Annotated in this window: 11 protein-coding genes; 3 read left to right on the top strand and 8 right to left on the bottom strand. The window is 52.8% G+C overall.

Features of this window, described 5'->3' with window-relative positions:
* The first annotated feature begins 541 nt into the window (after positions 1-541).
* Positions 542-2,305, top strand: a complete 1,764-nt coding sequence (locus tag T496_RS0106095) for an AsmA family protein (RefSeq protein ID WP_027449958.1) — start codon at positions 542-544, stop codon at positions 2,303-2,305.
* 16 nt (positions 2,306-2,321) lie between these two features.
* On the opposite strand, the gene T496_RS14900 is transcribed toward T496_RS0106095, so the two are convergent.
* Genes T496_RS14900 through T496_RS0106075 form a run of 4 tightly spaced genes read right to left on the bottom strand, consistent with a single transcriptional unit; the run spans position 2,322 to position 13,680 of the window.
* Positions 2,322-2,465: a hypothetical protein gene (locus T496_RS14900; RefSeq protein WP_155808706.1), complete on the bottom strand. Its 144-nt coding sequence runs from the start codon at positions 2,463-2,465 to the stop codon at positions 2,322-2,324.
* A gap of 5 nt (positions 2,466-2,470) precedes the next feature.
* Positions 2,471-3,322, bottom strand: a complete 852-nt coding sequence (locus tag T496_RS0106085) for a fimbrillin family protein (RefSeq protein WP_081783571.1) — start codon at positions 3,320-3,322, stop codon at positions 2,471-2,473.
* 16 nt (positions 3,323-3,338) lie between these two features.
* Entirely contained in the window at positions 3,339-4,121 is a 783-nt protein-coding gene (locus T496_RS0106080) for a hypothetical protein (RefSeq protein WP_027449956.1), read from the bottom strand.
* Positions 4,122-4,140: 19 nt separating this feature from the next.
* On the bottom strand, positions 4,141-13,680 hold the full coding sequence (locus T496_RS0106075; RefSeq protein WP_081783570.1) for a LamG-like jellyroll fold domain-containing protein: 9,540 nt from the start codon (positions 13,678-13,680) through the stop codon (positions 4,141-4,143).
* Between the two features lie 389 nt (positions 13,681-14,069).
* Here T496_RS0106075 and T496_RS0106070 point away from each other — a divergent pair, with 389 nt between their 5' ends.
* On the top strand, positions 14,070-14,726 hold the full coding sequence (locus T496_RS0106070) for an AraC family transcriptional regulator (protein ID WP_027449954.1): 657 nt from the start codon (positions 14,070-14,072) through the stop codon (positions 14,724-14,726).
* A gap of 61 nt (positions 14,727-14,787) precedes the next feature.
* Here the strand turns inward: T496_RS0106070 and T496_RS0106065 are convergent, their stop codons facing one another.
* Positions 14,788-16,821 carry an alpha-L-arabinofuranosidase C-terminal domain-containing protein gene (locus tag T496_RS0106065; RefSeq protein ID WP_027449953.1) on the bottom strand — a complete coding sequence of 678 codons (2,034 nt, stop codon included), beginning with the start codon at positions 16,819-16,821 and terminating at the stop codon, positions 14,788-14,790.
* A 149-nt stretch (positions 16,822-16,970) separates the two neighbouring features.
* Here T496_RS0106065 and T496_RS0106060 point away from each other — a divergent pair, with 149 nt between their 5' ends.
* Positions 16,971-17,321 carry a response regulator gene (locus T496_RS0106060; protein WP_027449952.1) on the top strand — a complete coding sequence of 117 codons (351 nt, stop codon included), beginning with the start codon at positions 16,971-16,973 and terminating at the stop codon, positions 17,319-17,321.
* On the opposite strand, the gene T496_RS0106055 is transcribed toward T496_RS0106060, so the two are convergent.
* From T496_RS0106055 to T496_RS0106045, 3 genes are all read right to left on the bottom strand, one after another.
* Positions 17,318-18,469, bottom strand: a complete 1,152-nt coding sequence (locus tag T496_RS0106055; protein WP_027449951.1) for an MFS transporter — start codon at positions 18,467-18,469, stop codon at positions 17,318-17,320. The two genes, T496_RS0106060 and T496_RS0106055, sit on opposite strands and share 4 nt — an antisense overlap.
* A gap of 74 nt (positions 18,470-18,543) precedes the next feature.
* Positions 18,544-20,937 (bottom strand): GH92 family glycosyl hydrolase, encoded by a 2,394-nt coding sequence (locus T496_RS13615; RefSeq protein WP_044110730.1) that lies wholly within the window; start codon positions 20,935-20,937, stop codon positions 18,544-18,546.
* Between the two features lie 42 nt (positions 20,938-20,979).
* On the bottom strand, positions 20,980-22,173 hold the full coding sequence (locus tag T496_RS0106045) for a glycoside hydrolase family 76 protein (protein WP_231478014.1): 1,194 nt from the start codon (positions 22,171-22,173) through the stop codon (positions 20,980-20,982).
* Positions 22,174-22,202: the final 29 nt, after the last annotated feature.

Genomic DNA, 22,202 nt, shown 5'->3' with positions numbered 1-22,202 from the left:
TAATAATTTAAGTTCGGCGTGTGTAAAGCCAAGATGTTGGCAGTCTTCATTTCACAAAGATACAATGATTATCTGACACACTGGCTGTTGGACAATAGGCATTTTTGTACATGGTATAGGCATTTTTGCACAGAGACGATGAATTATGGACGGTTTTTCCTATCTTTGCAGCAAACTTTTCGAATAGACGAAAGCAGACATGAATAATAACAATACTGCCCCCCCCCCCTGCCCCTCCCCTACAAGGGAGGGGAGAACCGTAGAGGAAGCCGCCTCTCTCTCCTCCCTTCCGCTCGAGCTCTGCTCGCTTGCTACCGAAGGGACGCAAGAAGGGGAGAACCGCAGAGGAAGCCGCCTCTCTCCCCTCCCTTCCGCTCGAGCTCTGCTCGCTTGCTACCGAAGGGACGCAAGAAGGGGAGAACCGTAGAGGAAGCCGCCTCTCTCCCCTCCCTTGTAGGGGAGGGGCAGGGGGTGGGGTCAGTAACCTTAGTTATATAGAAGTCAACAATCTATTAATACGCAAATAAAAAAACGGAACCTGATGCGCAAGACGATTTTCAAGATACTGGCATGGAGCATCGCGCTGGTTGTGGCTTTGGTGCTGACGGCTGTGCTGCTGCTCAACACCCGTGCTGTGCAACAGCGCATCTGCCGACGTGCCACTGCTATGCTCAGCGAGCGGCTGCAGGCTCGCGTCGGCATTGACAGCATCGACGTGAGTCTGGCGCACCAGAACCTGCGATTGTTCGGACTGCACATCGACGACCAGCAGCAGCGCCCGCTGCTGACCATCGCCGAGGCTGGCATCAGCATGGACCTGTGGGCTTTGTTGAAGAACAGGGTGGTGGTGCATGGACTGGACATGAGGGGCGCCCACGCACAGCTCTTGAAACCTGGGAAGGACGAGCCTGCCAACTTCCAGTTCCTGATAGATGCCTTCAAGCCTGGAAAGCCACAGACGGATGCCGAGAAGGACAGCCTGAAGAAGAAAGAAAAGTTGGCGTTTGATGTCCGCCGGTTGACCATGAGCGACATCTTGGTGCGTTATAACAATGCTACTTTTCAGCTGGCCTCGCTCAGCGCCAGCGGCAGCAATCGGCACTACCAGGCCAAGGCACAGCTGCACATCAAGACCGACAACCACCGCCCGCGGAAAAATACAGGTAAGCCGCACCGGGGCTACTTCGACGTGGGCCATTTCGACGTGAGCACGCAACTGCAGCTGCGACTGGACCTTAGTCGTCCGGACACCGTGTGTGCTGACGTGGTGCAACTGAATGCCACCGACTCGGTCATGGGCATCGACATAGATACCGTGCGCGCATATATTAAATATGTGGATCATAGGCTGCTGCTGAGCAACATACGCATCAAGCAGAAACGCACCGTGCTCGACATTGACAGTGCCACCATGGTGCTGCCACGGAAAAAGGGCAGGGGAGGGAATGCCGATGAAAAACAACAGTTTGGTTTTCAGACGGGCACCATCGTTGGTACGGCCTATCTGCAAGACATCTCGCGAGCCTTTGCACCTGTGCTGAGCCGCTTCTCGATGCCGCTGCAGCTGACCTGCACCATGAGTGGCAACGACAGCACCATGGCGTTTCGCAATGTCAGGGTGAACACACGAGACAAGCGACTGACCATTGCCGCTACGGGCGACATCGTGGGACTGAAACACAAAGAGACCTTCAACCTGACCTTTCGCGTGGGCAGTATGAAGGCGCGAAACGGCATCGCAGAAGAAATCATCAGGCAGTTTCCTGTGAAGAAGATGATGATGAAACAACTGCGCAACCTGGGCGACATCAGCTATAAGGGACATTTCCGCGTGGTGAGGAAAAAGCAACGGTTCTGGGGACGACTCAACACGGCGGCCGGCGCACTGGACTTCGACTTCTGGCTGGATGGCCGCCAGAAATATGTGGAGGGAACGGCTTCTGCCGACAGCCTGCTGTTCGGACAGGTGATGGACTTGCCACACTTCGGACCCCTGAAAGCACGGGCCGAGTTCAAAATAGACATCAGCAAGCCTCGCACACGGGCCATGCGCCAGAAACTGGGTGGCAAGTTGCCCATAGGACAAATAGAAGCCACCGTTGTGGACTGCAAATATCGCGGTGTGCGACTGCGCAATTTGTCAACAACGGTGGCAAGCAACGGTGCCGTGGCCACTGGTAAGCTGTTTCATCACGGTAAGCGTCATGAGCTATTTTTCTCGTACTCGTTTACCAATACCGACGAAATGCGGAAAATGAAAATCACCAAGCCTGGCTTCCGATTCCGTAAGAAGAAAGACGATTAGTCTTCATCGACGTCGCCTACGGTATGGGTGTGTCTTCATCATCGCCGCCTACGGTCTGGGTCTCACCCACTTTGTATTCGGTGACGCTGTAAGACAACAGATGGGCATTGCTCTCGCAGGCGATGACCAGTACTGCTGGGACGATATATGTTTTCTTCATAACTGTTATTTGATGTTGCTTGTTCCTAATTTAATGTCGATGGTGTAGGATACGCCTGCCTTCCAATCGATGCTGAGGGGGATAGTGGCAGTCTGGCTTCCATTCTTGGTGTAGTTGATCACCAGATGGACGTTCTCGGTGCCGTTGGCTGGGTGTTCTTGCGGAATCATGAAGAGGTAGCCACACGACAGCTGTTGGGGCTTGGTCGTGACATCGATAGCGCTGTTGCTCAGAGCGTAGTCTGCAGAGCTCTTCACATCAATCGACCAAGAGTGGCCGTTATAATTGTAGTTGCCCTTGTTGTTGACATTCTTGAGCTGAATGCCGGTGACGGGCAGTGGACCGCCCAGTTTGGTGGACAGCGTTTTCGACAGGTAAACGTTGAAGCGCACGGCAGCACAGGCATGGTCGAAGCGCAGGCTGACGTGACCAGCAGCATCGCTGTAGGAGATTTTCTGATGCTCGGCCACCAGCAGGTCGTGCTGGTGGTCGGGCTCGCCATCAACGGTGAATGATACATAGGGTTCGTCGTTGTAGTGGAAGGTGCCACCCGTGTAGGCATAGAAATCTATTTGTTGCTCGTTGTAGACCCCCGATGGCCATTTGTTGGTGTTCCAGACATTATCGGTCTTCGTAAAGTCGTACTTGTAAGTGTCAAGATAGTTCATCGAGAAACTACTCAGTGAGGATGTCGTGGTCACGGCGGCTGCACGGCTGTTGGCAGCAGGCGTTGTCATGGGACTCTCTGTCACGTCAACGATCATCATTCTGGGAGCCTCGCTCTCTGTCTCATCGTCTGATGAGCACCCTGCCAGACAGGCTGCCACCAGTAAGAAAATTAATTTTAATGGTTTCATTTCTTTTGTTTATAAATTAAAAGGATATATACACTTCTTGTGGCTTGCCCGTCAGCTGGATGCTTTCCTGGATGGTAAAGGTGCCACGCTTCTCGGTACTATAGTAGCGTATCTGGGCTGTCTCGCCAGCTTGAACGCCACAAACCGTGATGTGCCATTGGTCGGGATTTTCGGCATCGCGTTCGCCCACACCACGACATTCGTTGTCAACAAAGACGGCCAGCTGGTCACGGCTGTTGACGGTGAATGGCAACTGCAGGGGGAGCGTAACGGTGAGCTGACTGACAACAGGATACTTCGTGCTGCCATCGCTGATGGCGAGGTCCTGCTTGTAGGGCTGGAAAAAGTTGTTGGGCGTGAAAGGTACCTCCAGCTGCATCTTGTTCAAGTGGTGAATTCCACCGCAGTAGTAGCGTAACTCCATGGGCTGACCAGTCTCTTCGCTGCTGGCCTTGACATGAAGCAGGAAAGCCACCTTGCCATCGCTGAGCAGGTTGCGCGAACTCACACCGCGACATTCGTCGCCGATGAACACTGCCATCTGGTCGTCGTCGGTGGAATGGCCAGACAACTCGTCGCTGAGCCTGATGAGCAGGTGCATGCTACACTCGTACTTAGTGGGGGCGGGAGCCTGCCAGTTGGGCTGGGCTACATCCGATGACCAGTCGATGGCCCATGTCGGTTTGACAGAGAGTGCAAAGACCGAACCTCTCCACTGTTGGTTGTCGTCACTGTCGGATGAGCAGCCCCACGCCAGGGTGAGGGCTGCCATCAGTATCATTGTCTTGATTGTTTTCATAACGCTTATCACTTGTCAATTACTTAATCACCTGTTTGCGGCCATTGTAGATATACACACCACCTCGTGTCGGCTTGGCGCTGAGCTTGATGCCCTGCACGGTGTACCAACCATGCTGTGGCAGCTGCTCGGCAGCAACAAAGGCAATCTTGGTGGGTTCGTTGTAGGTTCCACTGATGGCGTTGACTTCGTAGTTCATCACCTGTCCGGTGGTGGCTATGATTTCGCCATCACGCTCGACGGCAAACGAGAGAGCCGTCTTGCGGTCGCCGGAAATAGTCATGTAGATGCGGTCGCCCTGCATGGTGGCCTCGCCCACATTCTCGGCGTCGGCAAAAGCAATCAGCTTGTCGCCTTCCTGCAGCTCGATGCCCTCGGCAACGGCTGTCAGCGACATGTTGTTGCTGTAGGCATAGCTACGGCTGCTTACTTCGTCGAAGAACGTGGTGTTTGGTTCAAAGAACGGATAGACGAACGTAGCTTCGCCAGCACGTTGGCGATAGAGCATGTAGCCCTCGCCAGGAACCATGTACTGCAGGTCGCCCTTCCATTTCCTTGTGCCATTGGCGTCTTCGGTGAACATGGCAAAGGCTGTCTTGCTCTTCACCACATCGCCATCTTCGGCCTCGTCCAGATAGTCGGCAAGGGCCGTGGCCACAGGCAGGTTGAGAACAGGCGTGTAGCCAATGGAATTCCAGCCCTGCTTGACGGTGATGGTGCGATCGCCCACATTCTTCAGGATGACACCTGTGATATCGACAGAGATAGGACGGCTGACCTTGATGCGATAGCTCTCGCTCACGGAGGCTTTCATCTTGTCGAACGATGACGTACCCTTGTTAGAGAGCCATTCGCCATACTTGTAGAGCAACGACGTGTTGCTGTTCTCGTTGATCAGCATGTCGCCTTCCTGCCAGTTGAAGCTGCTCAGCAGGGTCTTGACATCGCGGAAACCGTCGTTCAGCACGTTCAGTGATACCCAGTTCCAGCCTGCCATCAGATTGATGTGCTGGATATAGAGGTCGCCGGCCTGCAGGATGAGTGGCGACTTGGTGGTGCCTATCGAGCCCTCGGGACGGAATTTTACCTCCTGCGATGACTTCAGTGCCATGATCTTGCCCGTCTCATGATGCCATAGGCGGAACGTGAGTGGCGTGGCCACCGTGGTGCTGTCATAGACTGACATGAATACCAAACTCTCGGAAGAGTTCTGGTCGTAGCTGATGTTGCTAACACCCATGCAGCGACCCTTTGCATCGAAGGCAGCCACCTTGTCTTCGGTATCGGTGACAATGTCTTTGTCCATCTCGACGCGAGCCACAATGCTCATGGAGTATTGCTTCATGTTGTTGGGAACCGTCCAGACTGGCTGCGTTCCTTCCACGCTGATATCCAATGCCAACGGCTCTGTCAGACCATCTTCATCGGTCAGATAGATGATGTTGTCGTATGTGCCGACGTTGGTGTCGTGGCTGATGGTGAATGTCAGCGTCTTCTCGCTTCGGGCATCGATGACACCTTCTGCTGGGGTGGCAATGAGCCACTTAGGCAGATTCTCCACTTTGTAGGTATGAGAAACACCGCTGTTGTTCACAATATTGATGTCGAACGTGACATCTACGGTAGAACTGCTGCGGATGGTCTTCTTGTACGTCTTCTTAGCCCAGCGCAGTGGATTGAGATCAACGAATACAGATACTGTTGCAGGCGAAGCCATGAAGTTGCCGTTCAGGTCGGGAATGTCGCGGACGGTGGCATAGATGGTTCGCTTGTTGATGCGTTTCTGCAGCTCGTCGATGTTGATCAGAATGCGGTTGTCGCGCCCAACGAAACTGAAGTTCAGGTTGCGTAGTTCCTCGTAGGCCTGTACCGGAGCACCTGTGTTGAGGTCGATGCGGGCGGTGATGTCCTTAATGGGATCAACAAAGATGCTGTCTGCCTTTTCTATTGGATTGCCATCACCATCGTCTGTGATGAGCTTGTTCAAAGGATAAGGCTGCAGCACGATGGAATTGTTCTTCTGACGCTCCTGGCGCTCAAAGTCAACATAGGTGATAAGACCCATCTCTGAGCCACCGAGGGCCTTGCTTGCATAGCGCTTGATGAGGCTGATGGGCAGTGCCTGCTCAAAGAGTGTCAGACCGTCGATATGGCCAGAGAAGGCATTCTCCTGATGAATCTTGTCGTTCTCAGCTCCCTCGTCTTTCCATACCATATTACCCAAATAGAAGTCGCCGGTCATACCTCCCAATGAGTCGGTAGCAAACTGTATCTTCATTTCTTCGTCAACATAGATGCTGGCCACCTGGAACGAACGGTTCACGGTCATCACATAATGGTGCCAGCGGTCGTCGTCGTAGCCATCGCCCAGATTGAACTCTTGCCCGTAAGTGCGGTATTTCAGCGTGGGACCTTCGAAACCGATGAAGAACTTATTGATGGCGCCGACGTCGGTCTTGCGGCCAGAGCCATTGCAGAGCAGGGCACCATGACCGCTTTCGTTGGTCTTGAACCAGAACATCAGCGTGTAGTCTTGTTCGGCGGTGCGGTGGAAGGCTTTCTCTATCAGCTGCAGACCTTTGACGGGCTTCTGCTCGTTCTTGTCGAGCAGCAGCGACATGCTGTTGGGATTTGACCAGTCAGCGCCTTGGAGCTTCAGGTGGGCCCCCTGTGCCATATCGATGGCATAGTCGCCCTTACCCTCGTTCATGGGATAGTAGTCGGCCAGTCCCATCTCGTAGCCTGTCAGCATCTTTTCGGCATAGCTGTTGAGAGTGATGAGATCCAGAGCACGATTCCATATGCGGGCCTGTATCATACGGCCCTTGTAGTAAGAACGTCTGCTGACGTCGCTCTGGTTGGTGGCACCGAAGATGAGTGGACCGTAGCCGCTATAGGTCACACTGTCCATGGTGTTTTCTTCGTCACTGCTGTAAAGGGTCAGCTTCTGACGGTCGTTGTCAAGCACGAATGCCACACGCTGGAAGGATTTGCTGTTGAGCACATTCTTTCCAAGCAGCTCTCGCTTGTCCACCACCATGCGCAGGTGTCTGTCGGCTGTCAGCCACAGTTGCAAATTCTTGCCGTCGCGGCCGTGCGAGAAGATAGGCATATCCTGACCGGTGGAGTCTGGCAGGATCATCACTTCAACGGTGATGTTCTTGTCGGTGAAGTTGCGACGAGCCTCGCTCTGGGCATAGCCGTGACCGTCGAACTGCAGTGATGGTGCCTCTTGGAGAATGGTCTCGTTGGTTTCGCCCTTTATCTCGAAGTTGGTGGTCTCACGCAGGTAGTTGTGTTCAATGCCCTCGGAGAAGTGGAAGATGATGTTGTCGCCCATTACTAGCACTCCATCCTTTGGATCTGGATTGCCGAACAGTTGTGGACGGCGCGTGTCTTTCACACCTGAGAGGATCTTAGACTCGTTGGTGAGGAAGGCGTTGCCATTGCGACAGAAGAGTACGGCTCTCAAATCGTAGGCCTTCTCAATCTCAATGCCTTCGCCAAAGAAACGCGTGGTGATGTTGCCATTCTCGGGTATCATCTCCTTGGTGCCACTGGCTGCGGCATAGAGTGTAGAGTCGGCATAGAAGCCACAGAGGTTTGTCCAGTAGTCATCGCCACGTGTGGACTCCTTATATTGTAGCTCAATGTGGTCGAAGTTATGCTGGTTCTTGTCGAAGTCACTGATGATGACAGGCATGTACCAGCCTTTGTCGACTTCCTGCGGTGCATCGCAGTTCATAATCCACTTGTCGCCAGGTGTGGTGATGGCCACCTTGCCTGCCGTCTGCAGATAATGAACGTCGAAGGCTACCTCCTGGTTGACCGTCGCATCGCCCATAGAGATGAGGCCTATCTTCAAACCCTTGTAGTCGAATTTCTCGCCGGCATAGACCTCGAGGGTCTTCTCGGTGATAATGCCAGGACGAACCTCCACGGTACGACTGTTGCCAGTGAGAGGCATGCCGTCCATCATCAGCTTGGCGCCATCGGGATTCGATGTCTCGTTCAGATACAGGTTGAAGTAGTTGTAGGCAGCATCGGGCTGTTCGCTCTCGTTGGTCAGATAGACCTTGAAACGGGCGGGCTCGCCGTAGGGCACACCGCTGATGCTCTGCTTGTCCATCTTGATGACGGGATTCTCAATCTTCTTGGTACGCTCGTCGATGACAGAGAGCGGATTGTACACACGCGTAACACGTTCACCCTCGTAAGGACGGCAGGTGGCACCTCCACGGGTGCGATAGACAAAGCTACGTGGCTGGCGGTAGTCCTTGAGCTTCATTTCGCGCTTCAGGAAGTCGTAGTTGTAGGCTTCCAGGTCGTCGAAGTTGTTGCCAACAAAGACGTCCATGACGTCGTCTGACGTTACGTCGTCGGTACTGGTCTCCACCCGATAGACATCGAAGTTCAGGTGGCTCTTGTTGTCCATGGCAATGGTGAAGCTCTCCTTGCGGTTGAACGATTTCTTTTCTGTATGTCTGGGCGTCACACCGAAACTCATGGCAGGTGTGAGGCGGAACTTGAAGGTCCAGCCTACAGCCGATACCTCTACCTGAGAACCGCCAGAACCTGTCTGTCCCTGGGTGTTGCCCACCTTTGCTTTGTTGACACTGCCAATGAGTTTGGCAGCTGCAGGACCTACGAATGCCGCTGCGTTCAGGGCAATATCGCCAGCAGTATTGTCAAAGTAATCTACCGTGCTGGTTGATATAGGACTGACAAACGAGCTGGTGTTGGAGTAGTCGCTGGAGAATGTCTCGCTGTAGTTGATGGAGGCACCGCCATCGACGTCGTAGTTTTGAACCAGGTTGTGTGCGGTCAGTTTCTCTTGCTCGTTGCGACCAATCATCTCTTCCCATTTCAATAGGAGATCGTGATAGTGGGCCACTTCGTCTATTTTGTCGCCACTATACTCGTCGGGGGTGATTATGTCGTAAAGCACACCAAAGTTCTTGTCTTCCTTAGGCACCTTCGACAGATAGACCAACTGGCCTGTGGCGTTGGCACGCTGCACAGCCTGTTCTTTGGTGCCAGTGAAGATCAACGACAGACACTGGTCGGTCAGCGAAGGAATAAGTTGCTTGGTGATGTAGTATTGTGAATGAACGAAATTAGAGTTGATGACAGGACCGAAGGTTACGACCTCGTCGCGTACCAAGTGTAGCACCCGTCCTGCTTCATCCTTGCCTTGGGCAATCTCTATCATGCGTTCGGCCTTCAACAGACCGCCCATCTGCTGGAATACGCTGTCGGGAATCACACGGATGGCAGTGGCTGGTTTGACCACGATGTTCTGGTCAACACCAATGTACACATCGCCAGCATCGCCCACCAGAAGACTGCTGCTGCTGGTAGAGATGTCTTCGTTGGCCGTCATGGTGTAGTTGAAAGCACGATTGCCGCTGCCCGAGAATACCAGGTTGATAGAGGTTGCAAAAGCATCCGATGCGGAGTTGTTGAAACCTGCAACGCCACCACCGCCCATGGGGGCAGCTACCACACCGGTAAAGGTAGAAAGATTGTTGCCTGCAGAGATGTCCCATGTCAGTCCGGCACTCCAACTCATATCCATAGAGTAGCTATACGACAGCGTTGAACCCTTGCTCAGCGTGGCTTTTGATGCGCCGCCAGGCGGGTCGCGCAGAACGTCAACCAACAGTGGTGTTGAGTAGTTCAGAATGTCTTTCGCACCCTTGAGCTGCTGTATATTTAATATGTATGCGCGTAGAGGCGTGGCTTCGTAGTGGGTGCCGTCCATCTCGAGCGTCATGGTCACTGTGCGCAGCGCGTCGCTGCCAGTGAGCAGGTAGGGTACTTGTGCCACCTTCAGTAAATAGGTAGCCTCGCCCACGCTGTCGAGCTCAACGATGTCGCGATGGGTAGAGCTGACCAAGCCATTGTGGATGGTCACCTCGCCACCTTGCAGACGGATGATGTCGGTGGTGTCGCTCTTGATATTGTTGTTGTAGTAGTAGCGCTCGGTGGCAGATATCTTCACAGGATACTGACGGTCGATGCTGAACACAGGATAGCTGAAGGTGTAGCGGGTCTCCAAAGAGTCTTTTTTGCCCTCAGGCCACCCTTGCTTCTTGACGCCATAGGCCAGCGTCAGTCTCTGCTTTTCGCTGCCCAGGTTCTTGAAGTTGTAATACTGATCACCGAAATAGTCGAAATGGTCATAGCCTATCTGCTTGTAGTCGATAATGACGGGAGAGTGATAGATGCGGTTGTAAATGGCGTGGTATTCCACTTCGACCTTTGTCACCTCATTCTTGTCGGCATTCATCCAAGAACCCTTCACGCTGTCTTTATGGAGGGTCAGCGAGTCTCTGAGGTCAATCACGTCGCCCACCTGTCCGCTCTGGAACAGCGTAGCATAGCCCTTGGCGGTGATTTGCTGAATCTTCCACTTCACAGGTGGCAGCAATACCTCATATTCGCCTGTATGTACGTCGGGGGTTATCACCATGCGGTTCAGCGTGGTGTGTACATTGGTCTGATAGACGTATTTCTTGTCGTGAGATTTGTGATAGAATACCTCGTCGCGCTCCTTCTTGTTGAGATCCTGATTGTCGCTCACCAGGCGTGACGCATTGTCGCCCTCGAGCGCGAGTACGATTTGCAAATCATCGCCCAGGTTGTTGCGCGACAGTGAGTTGCCCAGAGGAATGCTGCCCTGGTCCTTGCCGCCAGCCACACGTCCGATGAGTTTCACACGTGTGTCGTCATAGAAGTAAATACCAGGCATCTCGCCAGAGATTTTGCAGATGGTGTCTGTAGAATTGTCCGTCTCGTAGAAATAACCGCCGCGATAGAACACGTGTCCGTCCTTTACGGCACGAATGGTGTGGTCGCCAGCCAGCATGCGGAACGCAAACTTACCTTCGAAGTCGGTCACCACCTTGCCTGCTGCTGTGTGCACCTCGCGTCCGTCCACCAGGAACGAAACACCCTGCACGGGGATGCTTGTGCCGTTGTAGAGAACAAAGCCCGTCATCTTGACGCCCTGTTTTACCTCGAAGGTCACACCCTTGACAACGTTGCCGCCTGGAGTGGTCTTGAAGGTCACGGGTTGTACGTCGCTAAAGCCTTCTAACCGCGGTGCTGCGTTATATGTTGTCTCGGTATTGTCCACGTATGGCAGATTGCCTACACGGAAGAATCCGCTCTCGTCGGTAGTGGCCTTCCAAGAGTTGTTGTCTGCCGAGGTGATGAGGATATCAATGCCTGGAATGCCAGTGCCGTCAGAAAAACGCAGGTAACCCTCGACGGTACCGGTCTGTGAGCAATGGGCTGTTACGGTCTTTGTGTCATCGTGCTTCAGACCCTCACAACTGTTTACACCCCTTACGAAGTACTCGTATTGCTGTGTGGGACTGGTGCTCTTGTCCTCAAACTGCATCTCGTTCAAATCTGAAATCAGACACTCGAAGTCTTTATCGTTGACATTGCGTCGCCAAACCTCGTAGTAGTCAACAGGCTCTTCGTCTACGTTTGCCCACATCAGTAGTACGGAGCTTTGTAGCTCGCGGACTGTCAGCGAATTTTGGTCGATGCGGCCCATGCTCTCGTGATAGAACTGGTCCTTAGGCAGCGCGGCGGCATAGGCAACTGTGTCGTGGCCCAATGGCGACTTGCTGCCGTCTATCAGCAGTTCTATCTGGTATTTGACGCATGAGCGGCTGACGGGTATCTCGATCTCGCCTGCCAGTAACTGGCTGGCACTGATGCTGGTTGTTGTGCTGTCGACTGCAGATTCGTCACGCTTGAAGGTCTTCACCTTCAGTGTCATGCTGGCACGGTTGTCCCACACATAACGATGCTGATCGTCGTTAGCCTTATAGCTCCACGTCACCTTGGCCTTGTATTCTTCCTTGTCGCTCCAGTCAGCCTTCACATCGGTAGGCTCTAGCAGAGTGAGCTTGTCCAGTTGTGGCTGTATGGTGACAAGGGTGGGGTTCTTGTCGGCTGCCATGCCCCACAGTTGCTGAGCCACACCGCGCACCACCCAGTAGGAGACTTGTGCGGTGCCTGTTGAGACGTCGATCTGTTGGGCCGTGAGAGTGCTCATCAGCGTGGAGTCTTTGAATTCGTAGTTGGAAACATCGCTTTCCAACGGTACCGAACCGATTGACGTCATATCTTCGGGCTTGCCTGTCAGTGAGCGCATCACCACGAACATGTCGCCATCCATAATATCGGTGTAGTCGGCATCTTTGATATCCCACTGTAGTCGCACGGCACCGGCGTCTGTCATGCTGGCTGTCGTAGAGCTCAGTACGTCGCATTTCAGATTGCGAGGATTGTGCATCACGGCATCGCTCTTAGGATCATAGGTGTAGTCGATGCTGTCAATCATGAGACGAACTTTCATTTTTAGGTCACGGTGTGCCTCAGTGGCTGGCAATAGCAAGAAGCCTGAATAGCCGTTGTCAGGCGGGGTCAGACGAGCTAAGTCTTTCCTGTTGCCGTTTTCATCGGTGTACCAAGCGTCAATCCACTTGATGGCCTGGTCGCAAGAGAATGGTATCTTTACCATGCCTTCTTCTCCACTGTCCGTGCCAGGAACTATGTCGTAGGCTTCGAAGGTGGGTTCGAGGCTATAGCTCTTGAGGACTGGACGAGCCTTACCGTCAACGAGTACCCAAGAATCGTGCTTTTCGCTATTCATCGCATTGACTACAGCCTGCTGGTCGGTGTAGTTAGCGTGGTCGCCACATTCTCCCCAGTTGTGCGAAGTGTAAACGGCAATATGGTCTCTACCACCCCAAGCATTGCCACCTCCCTTTTTGGCAATATAACCGATGCTGTAACGAGCGCCTTCGCAAGAACCATTCTCGTACAGACGTTTGGCATCCCATATGACACCATCTTCACCCCATCCGAAGAAGGCACCTGCAAAATTGTCGTATTTATCGTTGGCTATAGTGATCAGCTTGCCGTCGAACAAACAGTCGGTGATGGTGATATGACTTTGGCGGGTGTGGCCGGTGAAACCACCAACGAAATGACCATCGGAGTCTTCGGACTTGACAGTGACCGAAACCCAACACCGTTCAATGGTAACATCATCGCAGAAGCCACAAAGGCCACCGTTGTGCTTCGTACCATAAACATGGCCAGTGACGTGAAGGTCGGTAATCGTCGCATTCCTGACATAACGGAATGGAGCCACGTAGTAGTAAGGGGCTTCGATGGCAACGTTCAGCGTGTGGCCGTTACCGTTGAATATGCCACGGAAGGGTTTATTGTCAGGGATGCCAACGCTGCTGGTCACGGTGAAATCGGCATCCATGATGGCATTCACATCATACTCGGCCATAGATTCTTCCACCAACATTCGGAAGTGGTTCCAGTCGTTCTCGTTACGCAATACGTGGTAGCTGACTCCGTCAACGATAACTACATCGTCGTTAGGATCGGCTGCCCATGTCGATGACGGTGACACCCACATGATGGCGGACAACAAGGCTGCCAACAGGAAAGACAGGCGTCTTCCCTTCATGGTTTGGCGCAACTTGTTGCACATTTGTTCTTTTTGAAATTGTTTCATACTGATTGTTATTTATTAGGTTTTCTTTTCTCGTTTTAGCCAGCCAATCGTTGACCGGAGTGTTAATAGTTCTCTAGAAAGGTGTATTTTTTCTTTTTATAAGATTGCTTTTAATTTGCAAAGTTATATAAATAATGTGAATGTCGTAAATTGTTGTATAGGCATTTTTGCACATACGCGGTGTCTGTTTTGTCAACTTCCTGTGATGCGAAGAAATGCAGAACTTGCTCTGTTTCAGTAAAAAAAAGTGATGAGTTTGCTTGTTCGTATGGTATTTTTTTGTAATTTTGCGACGGAAAGTTATAGTGACAACTTCGCAGAAGTAAATAGAATGGAAATTTTGTTTTATACTTGGCTTTCTGTGTCTTTACCGTTAAAAGAAATTTGAAATGAAACAACGCTACCAACAGATATTAACTGCCGCCACCATTTTACTGACGACTACGGCTTGCAAGAATCAAATTGCCGATGGACAGATTGTCGTACGGCACAGTCATTTCGTCTTGCAATGGTTCGTACTGGTGTTGATTCTGTGTGTTATGGCATCCCTGTTCTTTTATTTTTCTCGCATACAAAGGAAAAACCGTCAACTGCACCATATCATCAAATCGTTGGAGCAGTTGCCGCCACTGTCAGATACAACGACTGCTTCGACAACACCATCACAGCAGAATACTGACGATGAGGAAATGAAGGAATACTTGAAGATGGAACGCTTGATCAACGAACAGAAGGTGTTCCTCAATCCGTCGGCAAACATCGATATGGTGATGGAGAAAGCGGGGTATAGCCGCAGGACGTCAACGAAACTGATTCAGCGGTATGCCAGTTCCAACACGCGTCTGGACTACCTGAACCAGAAACGCGTGGTTTATGCCGCTCAGCTACTGTTGAAGGATCCGTCGGTATCAACAAAGGATGTGGGTGCGCAATCGGGCTTCTATGACGACAGCACTTTCCGTCGTAACTTTAAGAAATACTATGGGGTGACGCCTGCCGCCTTTCGTGCTGTGCATGGCGCTGGCGGCATGGAAACTTCTCGCTGAAGAAAAAAAAAAGCTATCACCGTTGAGATGATAGCTTTTTTATGTTGTATCGAAACAATACTTATTTCTTGATTCTGTAGAGGCGGAACGACATGGCGGGCAGCTGGTCGTTCAGCACTACGGCCTTCTTGGCTGTCTGGCACTGCACAGTGCCTGCCACCGGAGTAATCTTGGTGGGGTTGTCCAGTGTGTTCTCATCGTCCATCGAACCATTGTAGCTCAGCGTCAGCGTGGTGGCTACGGGGGCGCCCGTCATGCCCTGCAGGTTGAGGGTGATGTCCTGCGCCTGCTTGGCGGTGTTGATGACCTTCACGATGACTTCGCCAGTGGTCTTGTCGAAGACAGATGAAGCAAACAGACCGTCCTGACCGTCAAGACCTGCCACGGGCTGTGACTTCTTGCCTTTGGTGTCGGCGGGATCTTTCATAGTGAGCTTCAGCACGTTGGTGCCTTTGTTCATGGCATACATCTGCTGCACGTAGTAGCTCACAGACTTGAACGAACGCAGGTTGTCGTACCAGATCATGTCGGGACGCCACTGCCAACCGTCAACGTGGGCGAAGAGGGGAGCGTAGGTGGCCATCTCTACGATGTCGGCATTGCGCTCGATGCCCGTCATGAAGGCTGCCTCGTAGAGCGATGTCTCGTAGTGGTTCCACTTCTTTCCCTTGCCGTGGCAGGCATATTCGCCAGCAAACACCTTGGGACCCTTGCGGTCGTAGCTGTCGTAGCGCATAGCACCACAGTTGCCGTAGCGCTTCTTGGCTTCGGGGGTGGCCAGGAACCACTCCTCGGGACGATAGAAGTGCTCATCGACCAGGTCGGCCTTCTGGGCTTTCATAGCCTCCCAGCCCTTCTCGAACATCTTGCCTTCGGAGTCGGGACCACTGGTGCCGATGATCTTGATATTGGGATATTTGGCTCGGATGGCCTCTACGAAGGGCTTCAGACGCTCGAAGTAGGGCGTGTCCCACTGTTCATTGCCCACACCAATATATTTCATATTGAAGGGAGCGGGGTGGCCCATCTCGGCGCGAATCTTTGCCCACTTAGAAGTGGCGGGGTCGCCATTGGCAAACTCGATGAGATCCAGACAGTCATCAATGAAAGGCTGCAGCTCGTCCATCTTGGCATGAGCCTCCATGCGATTCTGGAACTGACAAGCCAGACCTACGCTGAGCACGGGCAGTGGCTCAGCACCAATGTCCTCGCACAACTGGAAGAACTCGAAGAAGCCCAGGCCGTAGCTCTGGTAGTAGTCGGCATAATAACGGTAGTCGAAGGTGTCCTCCCAGCGGTTGCGGTTCAGCGGACGGTTCTCTACAGGGCCGATGGTGTTCTTCCACTGATAGCGACTATCCAGCGTGGTGCCCTCGACGATACAACCGCCAGGGAAGCGGAATACGCCGGGATGCATGTCCTGAAGTGCCTCGGCCAGGTCGCGGCGCATGCCGTTCGTACGACCTTTATAGGTGTCAACGGGGAAGAGCGAGATGTGCTCCAGCGCTACGGGGTTGCTGTTGCTCAGGAAGATGCGCAGCTGTGCCTTGGCATTGGTGCGCGTTGACTTTAAAACGATTTCGTATTTCTGCCACTCGGATGAGGTGATGTCCAGCTTCTGTTCAACAAACTGCTGGCGTTCCTCCATGGTGTTCTGGTCTATCAGCTGTACGCGAATCTGCGACTTGCCCTTGGGTGCCTTGGCCCACACGCTGAAACGGTATTCCTTGTCCTTCTCCACGCCGATGCCAAAGAAGCCTTCGTTCTGCAGACCGGTGCGGCGCTCGCGGTGACCAGGGTCAGAGAGTACGACGTAGTGTGGACAACGCTCGAAGGGACCATCGTCCTTCAGAGCCACATTGCCAAACACGCGCCAGCCCATGAACGACTGTGGAAATTCGAACGAACGGTTTTTCACCAGTTCGCCATACAGGCCACCATCGGCAGCAAAGTTGATGTCTTCAAAGAAGATGCCGTACATGGTCGGCGACACAGAAGCACCCATTTTCTTGGTGTTTACGTCCATCACATGGCCCGCATGGGCAGCCAGCGATGCAGCAAGCAGCATGGTGCAGGAGATTAGTTTTAGTTTCATATAAATAGTTAGTTGTATGAATAGTTCGATTGTCTTTTGGCCGTTTTAGGCCCTTTATCATGCAAAATTAGTTAAAAAAAGACAAAGAAACAAATCATTTACGGAAAAATGACTACTTTTGTAACACTTTAACGAACACACTAACGAATATGAAAACAATTCTCGTAGCTGAAGACAACGACAGTAACTACCTTCTGATGACTTATATCCTGAAAAGAGACTATCAAGTTGTACGTGCGGCCAACGGACTGGAGGCCGTAGAGAAGGTGAATGCTGGTGGCATCGATCTGGTGCTGATGGACATTAAGATGCCTGTGATGGATGGATTGGAGGCTACCAAGAAAATTAAGGAAACGCATCCAGAACTTCCTGTTATTGCACTGACGGCAAATGCTTTCGAAACCGATAAGCAGCTGGCACTTGACGCGGGAAGCAATGATTTCCTGACGAAGCCTGTCAACAGCAGGAAGTGTCTGGATACGATCGCAAAGTTTATTTAATCAGAAGAAGCACTCTTGACAAAGAATGCGCAGTAGGTGAGATAGAGCACGCAGCACAGTGTGACCATGATGCCACCTACGATACCTACTGTACCTATAGCAAAGCCTATGACTGGGGTGACAACGCCACCGCCTGCTACGGCTGTAATCATAAGGCCAGAGATCTGATTGGCCTTATCGGGCTTTGCTTGTAATGCCATGGAATAAATAATCGAGAAAACGGATGAGGCAAAGAAGCCTACTGCACCGATGCACACCATGTTGACCATGGCATTGTGCCAGATAATCATGACTAGTAGTGAGGCGATGCAGCAAAGGATGTTGACTCTGAAATAGCGGATGCTGGACATGCGCGCCAGGGCGAACACGCCAATGAAGGCACCAACGGTGCGACAGAAGAAGTAGATCTGGGGCGCAAACTTCACCTGACTCTCGCTCCAACCGAAACGCATGGCCATCAGTTTGGAACTGATGAAATTGGTGGCCACATCGACACCCACAATAAAGAAGATGCCAAGGAAGAGCAACAGGATGGTGTTGTCCTTTAGCAGCGCAAACGAGCTGGACAGTGAGACCTGCTGCTCGGTGCTTGGTGTCTCGCGCTGAATGGGCGTGAGCACCAGCCACAGGGCCGACAACAGTGTGATGAGTCCCAACAGGGGGAAACAGTAGTACCACTTGTCTTCGCCGCCATAGTTGACTGCAAGCAAAACAATCTCTGGACCTACCAACGACGAGAGGGCCTTGATAACCTGGCCAGCAGTCAGACTGCTGGTCAGGAGTCTGCCATCGCTCACCACATTGTTCAATAATGGATTTAAAGACACTTGAAGGATGGCATTACCAATGCCCAGCAGGGCGTAGGCCAGCATACAGGTGATGCTATTGTAGGTGAGCAGTGGCAACAGCATGCCTACCACGGTGATGCCCATACTGAGCAGTACGGTGTTCTTGCGGCCCCATTTGTTCATCTGATTGCCCACGGGAATGCCGAGGAACAGAAACCAGATGAATACCAGCGAGGGCACAAAGCCTGTCATGACGGGCGACCAGCCGAAGCTGCGCTGCACGTAGTCGGACGAGATGCCGACAATATCGCAGAAACCCATCACGAAGAAGGCAAATAATACGGGGAGGGATTTTTTCATCTTTTATTCTACTGAAAGTTAAAATGGGAGTTCTTGGACAAGCCAAGCAACTCCCAATTCTTTTTTTTGTTCTGTTATTTTAACTGAGGACAGGGCACGGGTGCTGCAGTGCCCCATGTCTGATTGGGCTTTGATCCCATTTGGAACTTCAGGGTGCCTCCCTTGTAGAGTTCGTCGCGGAACAGCCAGCACTGGTTCAGGGGCTTGCCGTTTAGTTGAGCCGACTGTACATAGTAGGCATCGCTGCCGTTGCCCTCGGTCTCGATGACGAAGGTCTTGCCCGAGGCATAGCGGTCGCTGAGCTGTATCTCGATGCGGTCGAACAGTGGACTGCCCAACTGATAGGTGGGACGCTGACAGGCACCGCCTTGCACGTCGAACAGGCCCATGGATGACATGACGAACCATGCACCCAACTGTCCCTGGTCTTCGTCCTGACCATAGCCATAGCCATGTTCGCCGGTGGTGCCGTAGAACTCCTCGCAGATGAGGCGCGTCCACTTCTGGGTGAGATAGGGCTTACCCGAGAAGTTGAACAACCAGGGGATGTGTAGGCTGGGCTGGTTGCCATGGTTGTAGGGACTCGATACGCCCGAGAAGGCGTTGGTCACCTTACCGCCACCAAAGACGGTCTTGCGGGCCACGGTGAAAATAGAGTCAAGACGATGGTTGAACATGTCCTTACCTACACGGGCTACGAGGCCTTCGGGATTCTGGGGTACAAAGAAGGTGTACTGGAAGGCGTTGCCCTCCTGGAAACCGCGCCATGACTCCAGCGGATTGAAGTTGTCGATAAAGTCGCCATTTGCCACGCGTGGACGAACCATCTTCAGTGTGTCGTCGAACACCTTGGCCCAACCGTCAGATAGTGACATCAGCTTCTGGTAGTCGGCCTCCTTGCCTAGTGCCTTGGCCAGTTGTGCCACGGCATAGGCGCTGAAACTATATTCAAGGGTATGAGATACGGAGAACTGTGAGCCACCGGTGTGGGTGCCATAGAAGACACTATCGTCGAAGGGCACATAGCCCTTGGCAACAAACTGACCTACGTCCATCTTGCCAGCACCCTCGATACGGTGGTCGGCACCCAACTCGTTTTTCAAGGCTGCCTCATAGGCTGTGGCAATGTCGAAGTCGCGGATGCCACTATTATAGGCACCAGCAATGGCAATGCTGGTCATGTTGGTTCCTACGCCAGAGACGTACTTGCTGTTGGCAACGCCGTCGCCCAACCAGCCGGCATCCTGATAGATGCGCAACTGACTGTTCACCCAGTCGTTGTAGTACTCGGGGAAGACCATCGCCCACAGTGGTGTGAGGTTCCAGTAGCCACCCCAGATGGCATCGGTATTATAAAAGTTGAAGGCAGGTTTGCCGTTCTTGTCCTTGGGAAGGCTGCCCACGGTGCCGTCGTTCTTGGGATAGGCACCATTGACGTCGTTGGCCAGACCGCGACCCAGCAATACGTGGTAGAGACCGGTATAGAACTTAACCTTGTTCTCCTCGCTGCCACCCGACACTTTGATGCGGTTCAGAGCCTGATGCCACTTCTTGGTGGTGGCGGCCAGCGCTTGGTCGAAGGTCAGCTGCTTTGCCTCGGTCTGCAGGTTCAGTTTGGCATTAGCGATAGAAGTATAGGAAAGACCTATCTTCACGGTCACCTGCTCGTTCTGCTTGGTGGCGTAGTTCAGGCTCATGATGGCACCTGGACCGTGTATTTCGGTGCCACTCTGAAGCTGACCTCCCTGGTGGAACACATCTACCGATGCGGGGGCTTTGTCGAGCACGGCATAGAAATACATCGATACGGTGGCACCAGCCTGATACTTCTTAACATATTCGGGCTCGGTGATGACAAAGCCCTCGATGGTCTTGTCGTCCACCTGACGGATATAGGCATCCTTGACGGCTCCACTCTCGCCTTGACGATTGCCGATGTTGAACAGGATGTGCGACTGCTCGGAAGCTGGGAACGTGTAGCGCTGGAAGCCCACACGGGCGGTGGCAGTGAGCTCTGCACGTACCTGATAGTCTTTCAGCACAACAGAGTAGTAGCCGGGATGGGCGCTCTCGTCAACCTTGTCGAAACGTGAACGGAAACCTTCGTCGGGCGTTTCCATCTTGCCTGGAATGGTCTTGACCGTACCCGTGACGGGCATCAGTGCGATGCCGCCCACCTGAAACTCGTGCAGACAGGGAAAACCGTCGATAGAGGTGTGCCCGTCCTCATAGCCCACGGCCTCCCAGCCCTGGTTGTTGCCGTAGGTGCCATTGGTTGAGGCACTCAGCTTGGCCAAGCCGAAGGGTTCGGCAGCGGGGGTGTAGAAGAACCAACGGCTGTGGACGGTGCCCAGGTTGGGTTTGACGTAGCCTAACAAGGTGGTGTCGAGTTGCGACTTCTGCTGTGTAGAACAGCCCGTCAGACAGGCAATCGACAGAATGCCAAAGATGAATCTGATTTTTCTCATTATTACTATACTATATATACTTATATCGGTTTTTCGATGTCTTTATTGTCCTACCACCTCACCTTTGTAGAGTGCGATGAGGCTCAGACCGTCGAGCGCAGCAGCCTGCATGAGCAGACTCTCAATGCGCTTGGGCGAACCGCCGGTCCAGTCTTCGTAGAAGAAGCCTGTCTGGTTGCGTGCCTTCTCGTAGGCATGGTCGGTGAAGTTGATAAAGGTGTCGATATAGTTCTGAGCGGTCTTGTAATAGGGACGGATATCGACGAATGCGTTGATGAGCTTGATGGTGAACCAAGGGTCGTTGGCAGGATAGGCCAGTGCCATACCATTGGCTGGACGTACGAAGTAATTATAGGCCCCCTCGGCCGATGCTTTGGCATGGTTGAGGTACTTCTCGTCGCCAGTGATCTGGTAGAGGCGCACGCCATTAGAGATCATGGCACCGGTGTTGTAGGTCCACTTGGTCTTGTTGATAGCCCCCGTGGCCTGTTTGTCGTTCCAGTAGTTGTTGTCCTCGGGGTCGCGCAGATTTGTGTAGAGCCAATTGTAGAGTCGTTTGGCAAAGCTCAAAACGTCGGCTTTCTCTTCTGACGTGCAAACACTGTAGTATTCCAACAAGAACAGTGTGCCGAAGCCATTGGCACAGGCCGGCTTGTTGGAGTCGCCCACACCAGCCTGGTTCTTCTGTGATTCGTTCCACCACATGGCACCTCCATGGACATTGTCCTCGCCCGACTTCAGGAAACTGACGATGCGCTTGGCGCGCTCCAGATAGATCTTGTCGCCCGTCAACTTGTAGGCATGTACCAAGTCGATACCCACAATAGAGTTGTCGTCGTAGTAGCGCGTGCCGCCACCGCTCACGCCATTGGTCTGAGAGCCGTAGCCGCCGATGTTGACATCGCCAGAGGTGCGCCAGTAGCATTCAAACTTGTCAACCATGCTCTTGTAGTCGATGTCGTAGCCCAAAGCATAGAGGTTGGCTGCAGCCGAAACCAGTCCGTCGTAGGGCCAGAGGAACGAGGCCGACAGGTCGCCAGCGGCCTTGGGATAGTTCTCGTTGTAGAGTCCACTGGTGGGACCGTTCTTCACCTGATAATACTGGTTGATGAGGTCGAACAGCTCTTTGGCACGTTCGTGATAGACAATCTTCTCTGCGGGCTCGTCGGGAACGGATGGAGAGGCGGGAGGAGTGAACTCCTCCACGCCTGATCCACCGCAGGAAACTAATACCATTGTTAAAGTCACTAACAGGACCTTGATTC

This window comes from Xylanibacter brevis P6B11, assembly GCF_000621825.1.
Classification (GTDB): domain Bacteria; phylum Bacteroidota; class Bacteroidia; order Bacteroidales; family Bacteroidaceae; genus Prevotella; species Prevotella brevis.
The sequence above is the reverse complement of the archived record's forward strand: the minus strand, read 5'-3'. Positions and strand labels throughout refer to the sequence as shown.

Bases quoted from the DNA above. Each gene is read 5' to 3' on its own strand.
- T496_RS0106095 (WP_027449958.1), top strand. From the start codon at position 542: ATGCGCAAGACGATTTTCAAGATACTGGCATGGAGCATCGCGCTGGTT.
- T496_RS14900 (WP_155808706.1), bottom strand. From the start codon at position 2,465: ATGAAGAAAACATATATCGTCCCAGCAGTACTGGTCATCGCCTGCGAG.
- T496_RS0106085 (WP_081783571.1), bottom strand. From the start codon at position 3,322: ATGAAACCATTAAAATTAATTTTCTTACTGGTGGCAGCCTGTCTGGCA.
- T496_RS0106080 (WP_027449956.1), bottom strand. From the start codon at position 4,121: ATGAAAACAATCAAGACAATGATACTGATGGCAGCCCTCACCCTGGCG.
- T496_RS0106075 (WP_081783570.1), bottom strand. From the start codon at position 13,680: ATGAAACAATTTCAAAAAGAACAAATGTGCAACAAGTTGCGCCAAACC.
- T496_RS0106070 (WP_027449954.1), top strand. From the start codon at position 14,070: ATGAAACAACGCTACCAACAGATATTAACTGCCGCCACCATTTTACTG.
- T496_RS0106065 (WP_027449953.1), bottom strand. From the start codon at position 16,821: ATGAAACTAAAACTAATCTCCTGCACCATGCTGCTTGCTGCATCGCTG.
- T496_RS0106060 (WP_027449952.1), top strand. From the start codon at position 16,971: ATGAAAACAATTCTCGTAGCTGAAGACAACGACAGTAACTACCTTCTG.
- T496_RS0106055 (WP_027449951.1), bottom strand. From the start codon at position 18,469: ATGAAAAAATCCCTCCCCGTATTATTTGCCTTCTTCGTGATGGGTTTC.
- T496_RS13615 (WP_044110730.1), bottom strand. From the start codon at position 20,937: ATGAGAAAAATCAGATTCATCTTTGGCATTCTGTCGATTGCCTGTCTG.
- T496_RS0106045 (WP_231478014.1), bottom strand. From the start codon at position 22,173: ATGGTATTAGTTTCCTGCGGTGGATCAGGCGTGGAGGAGTTCACTCCT.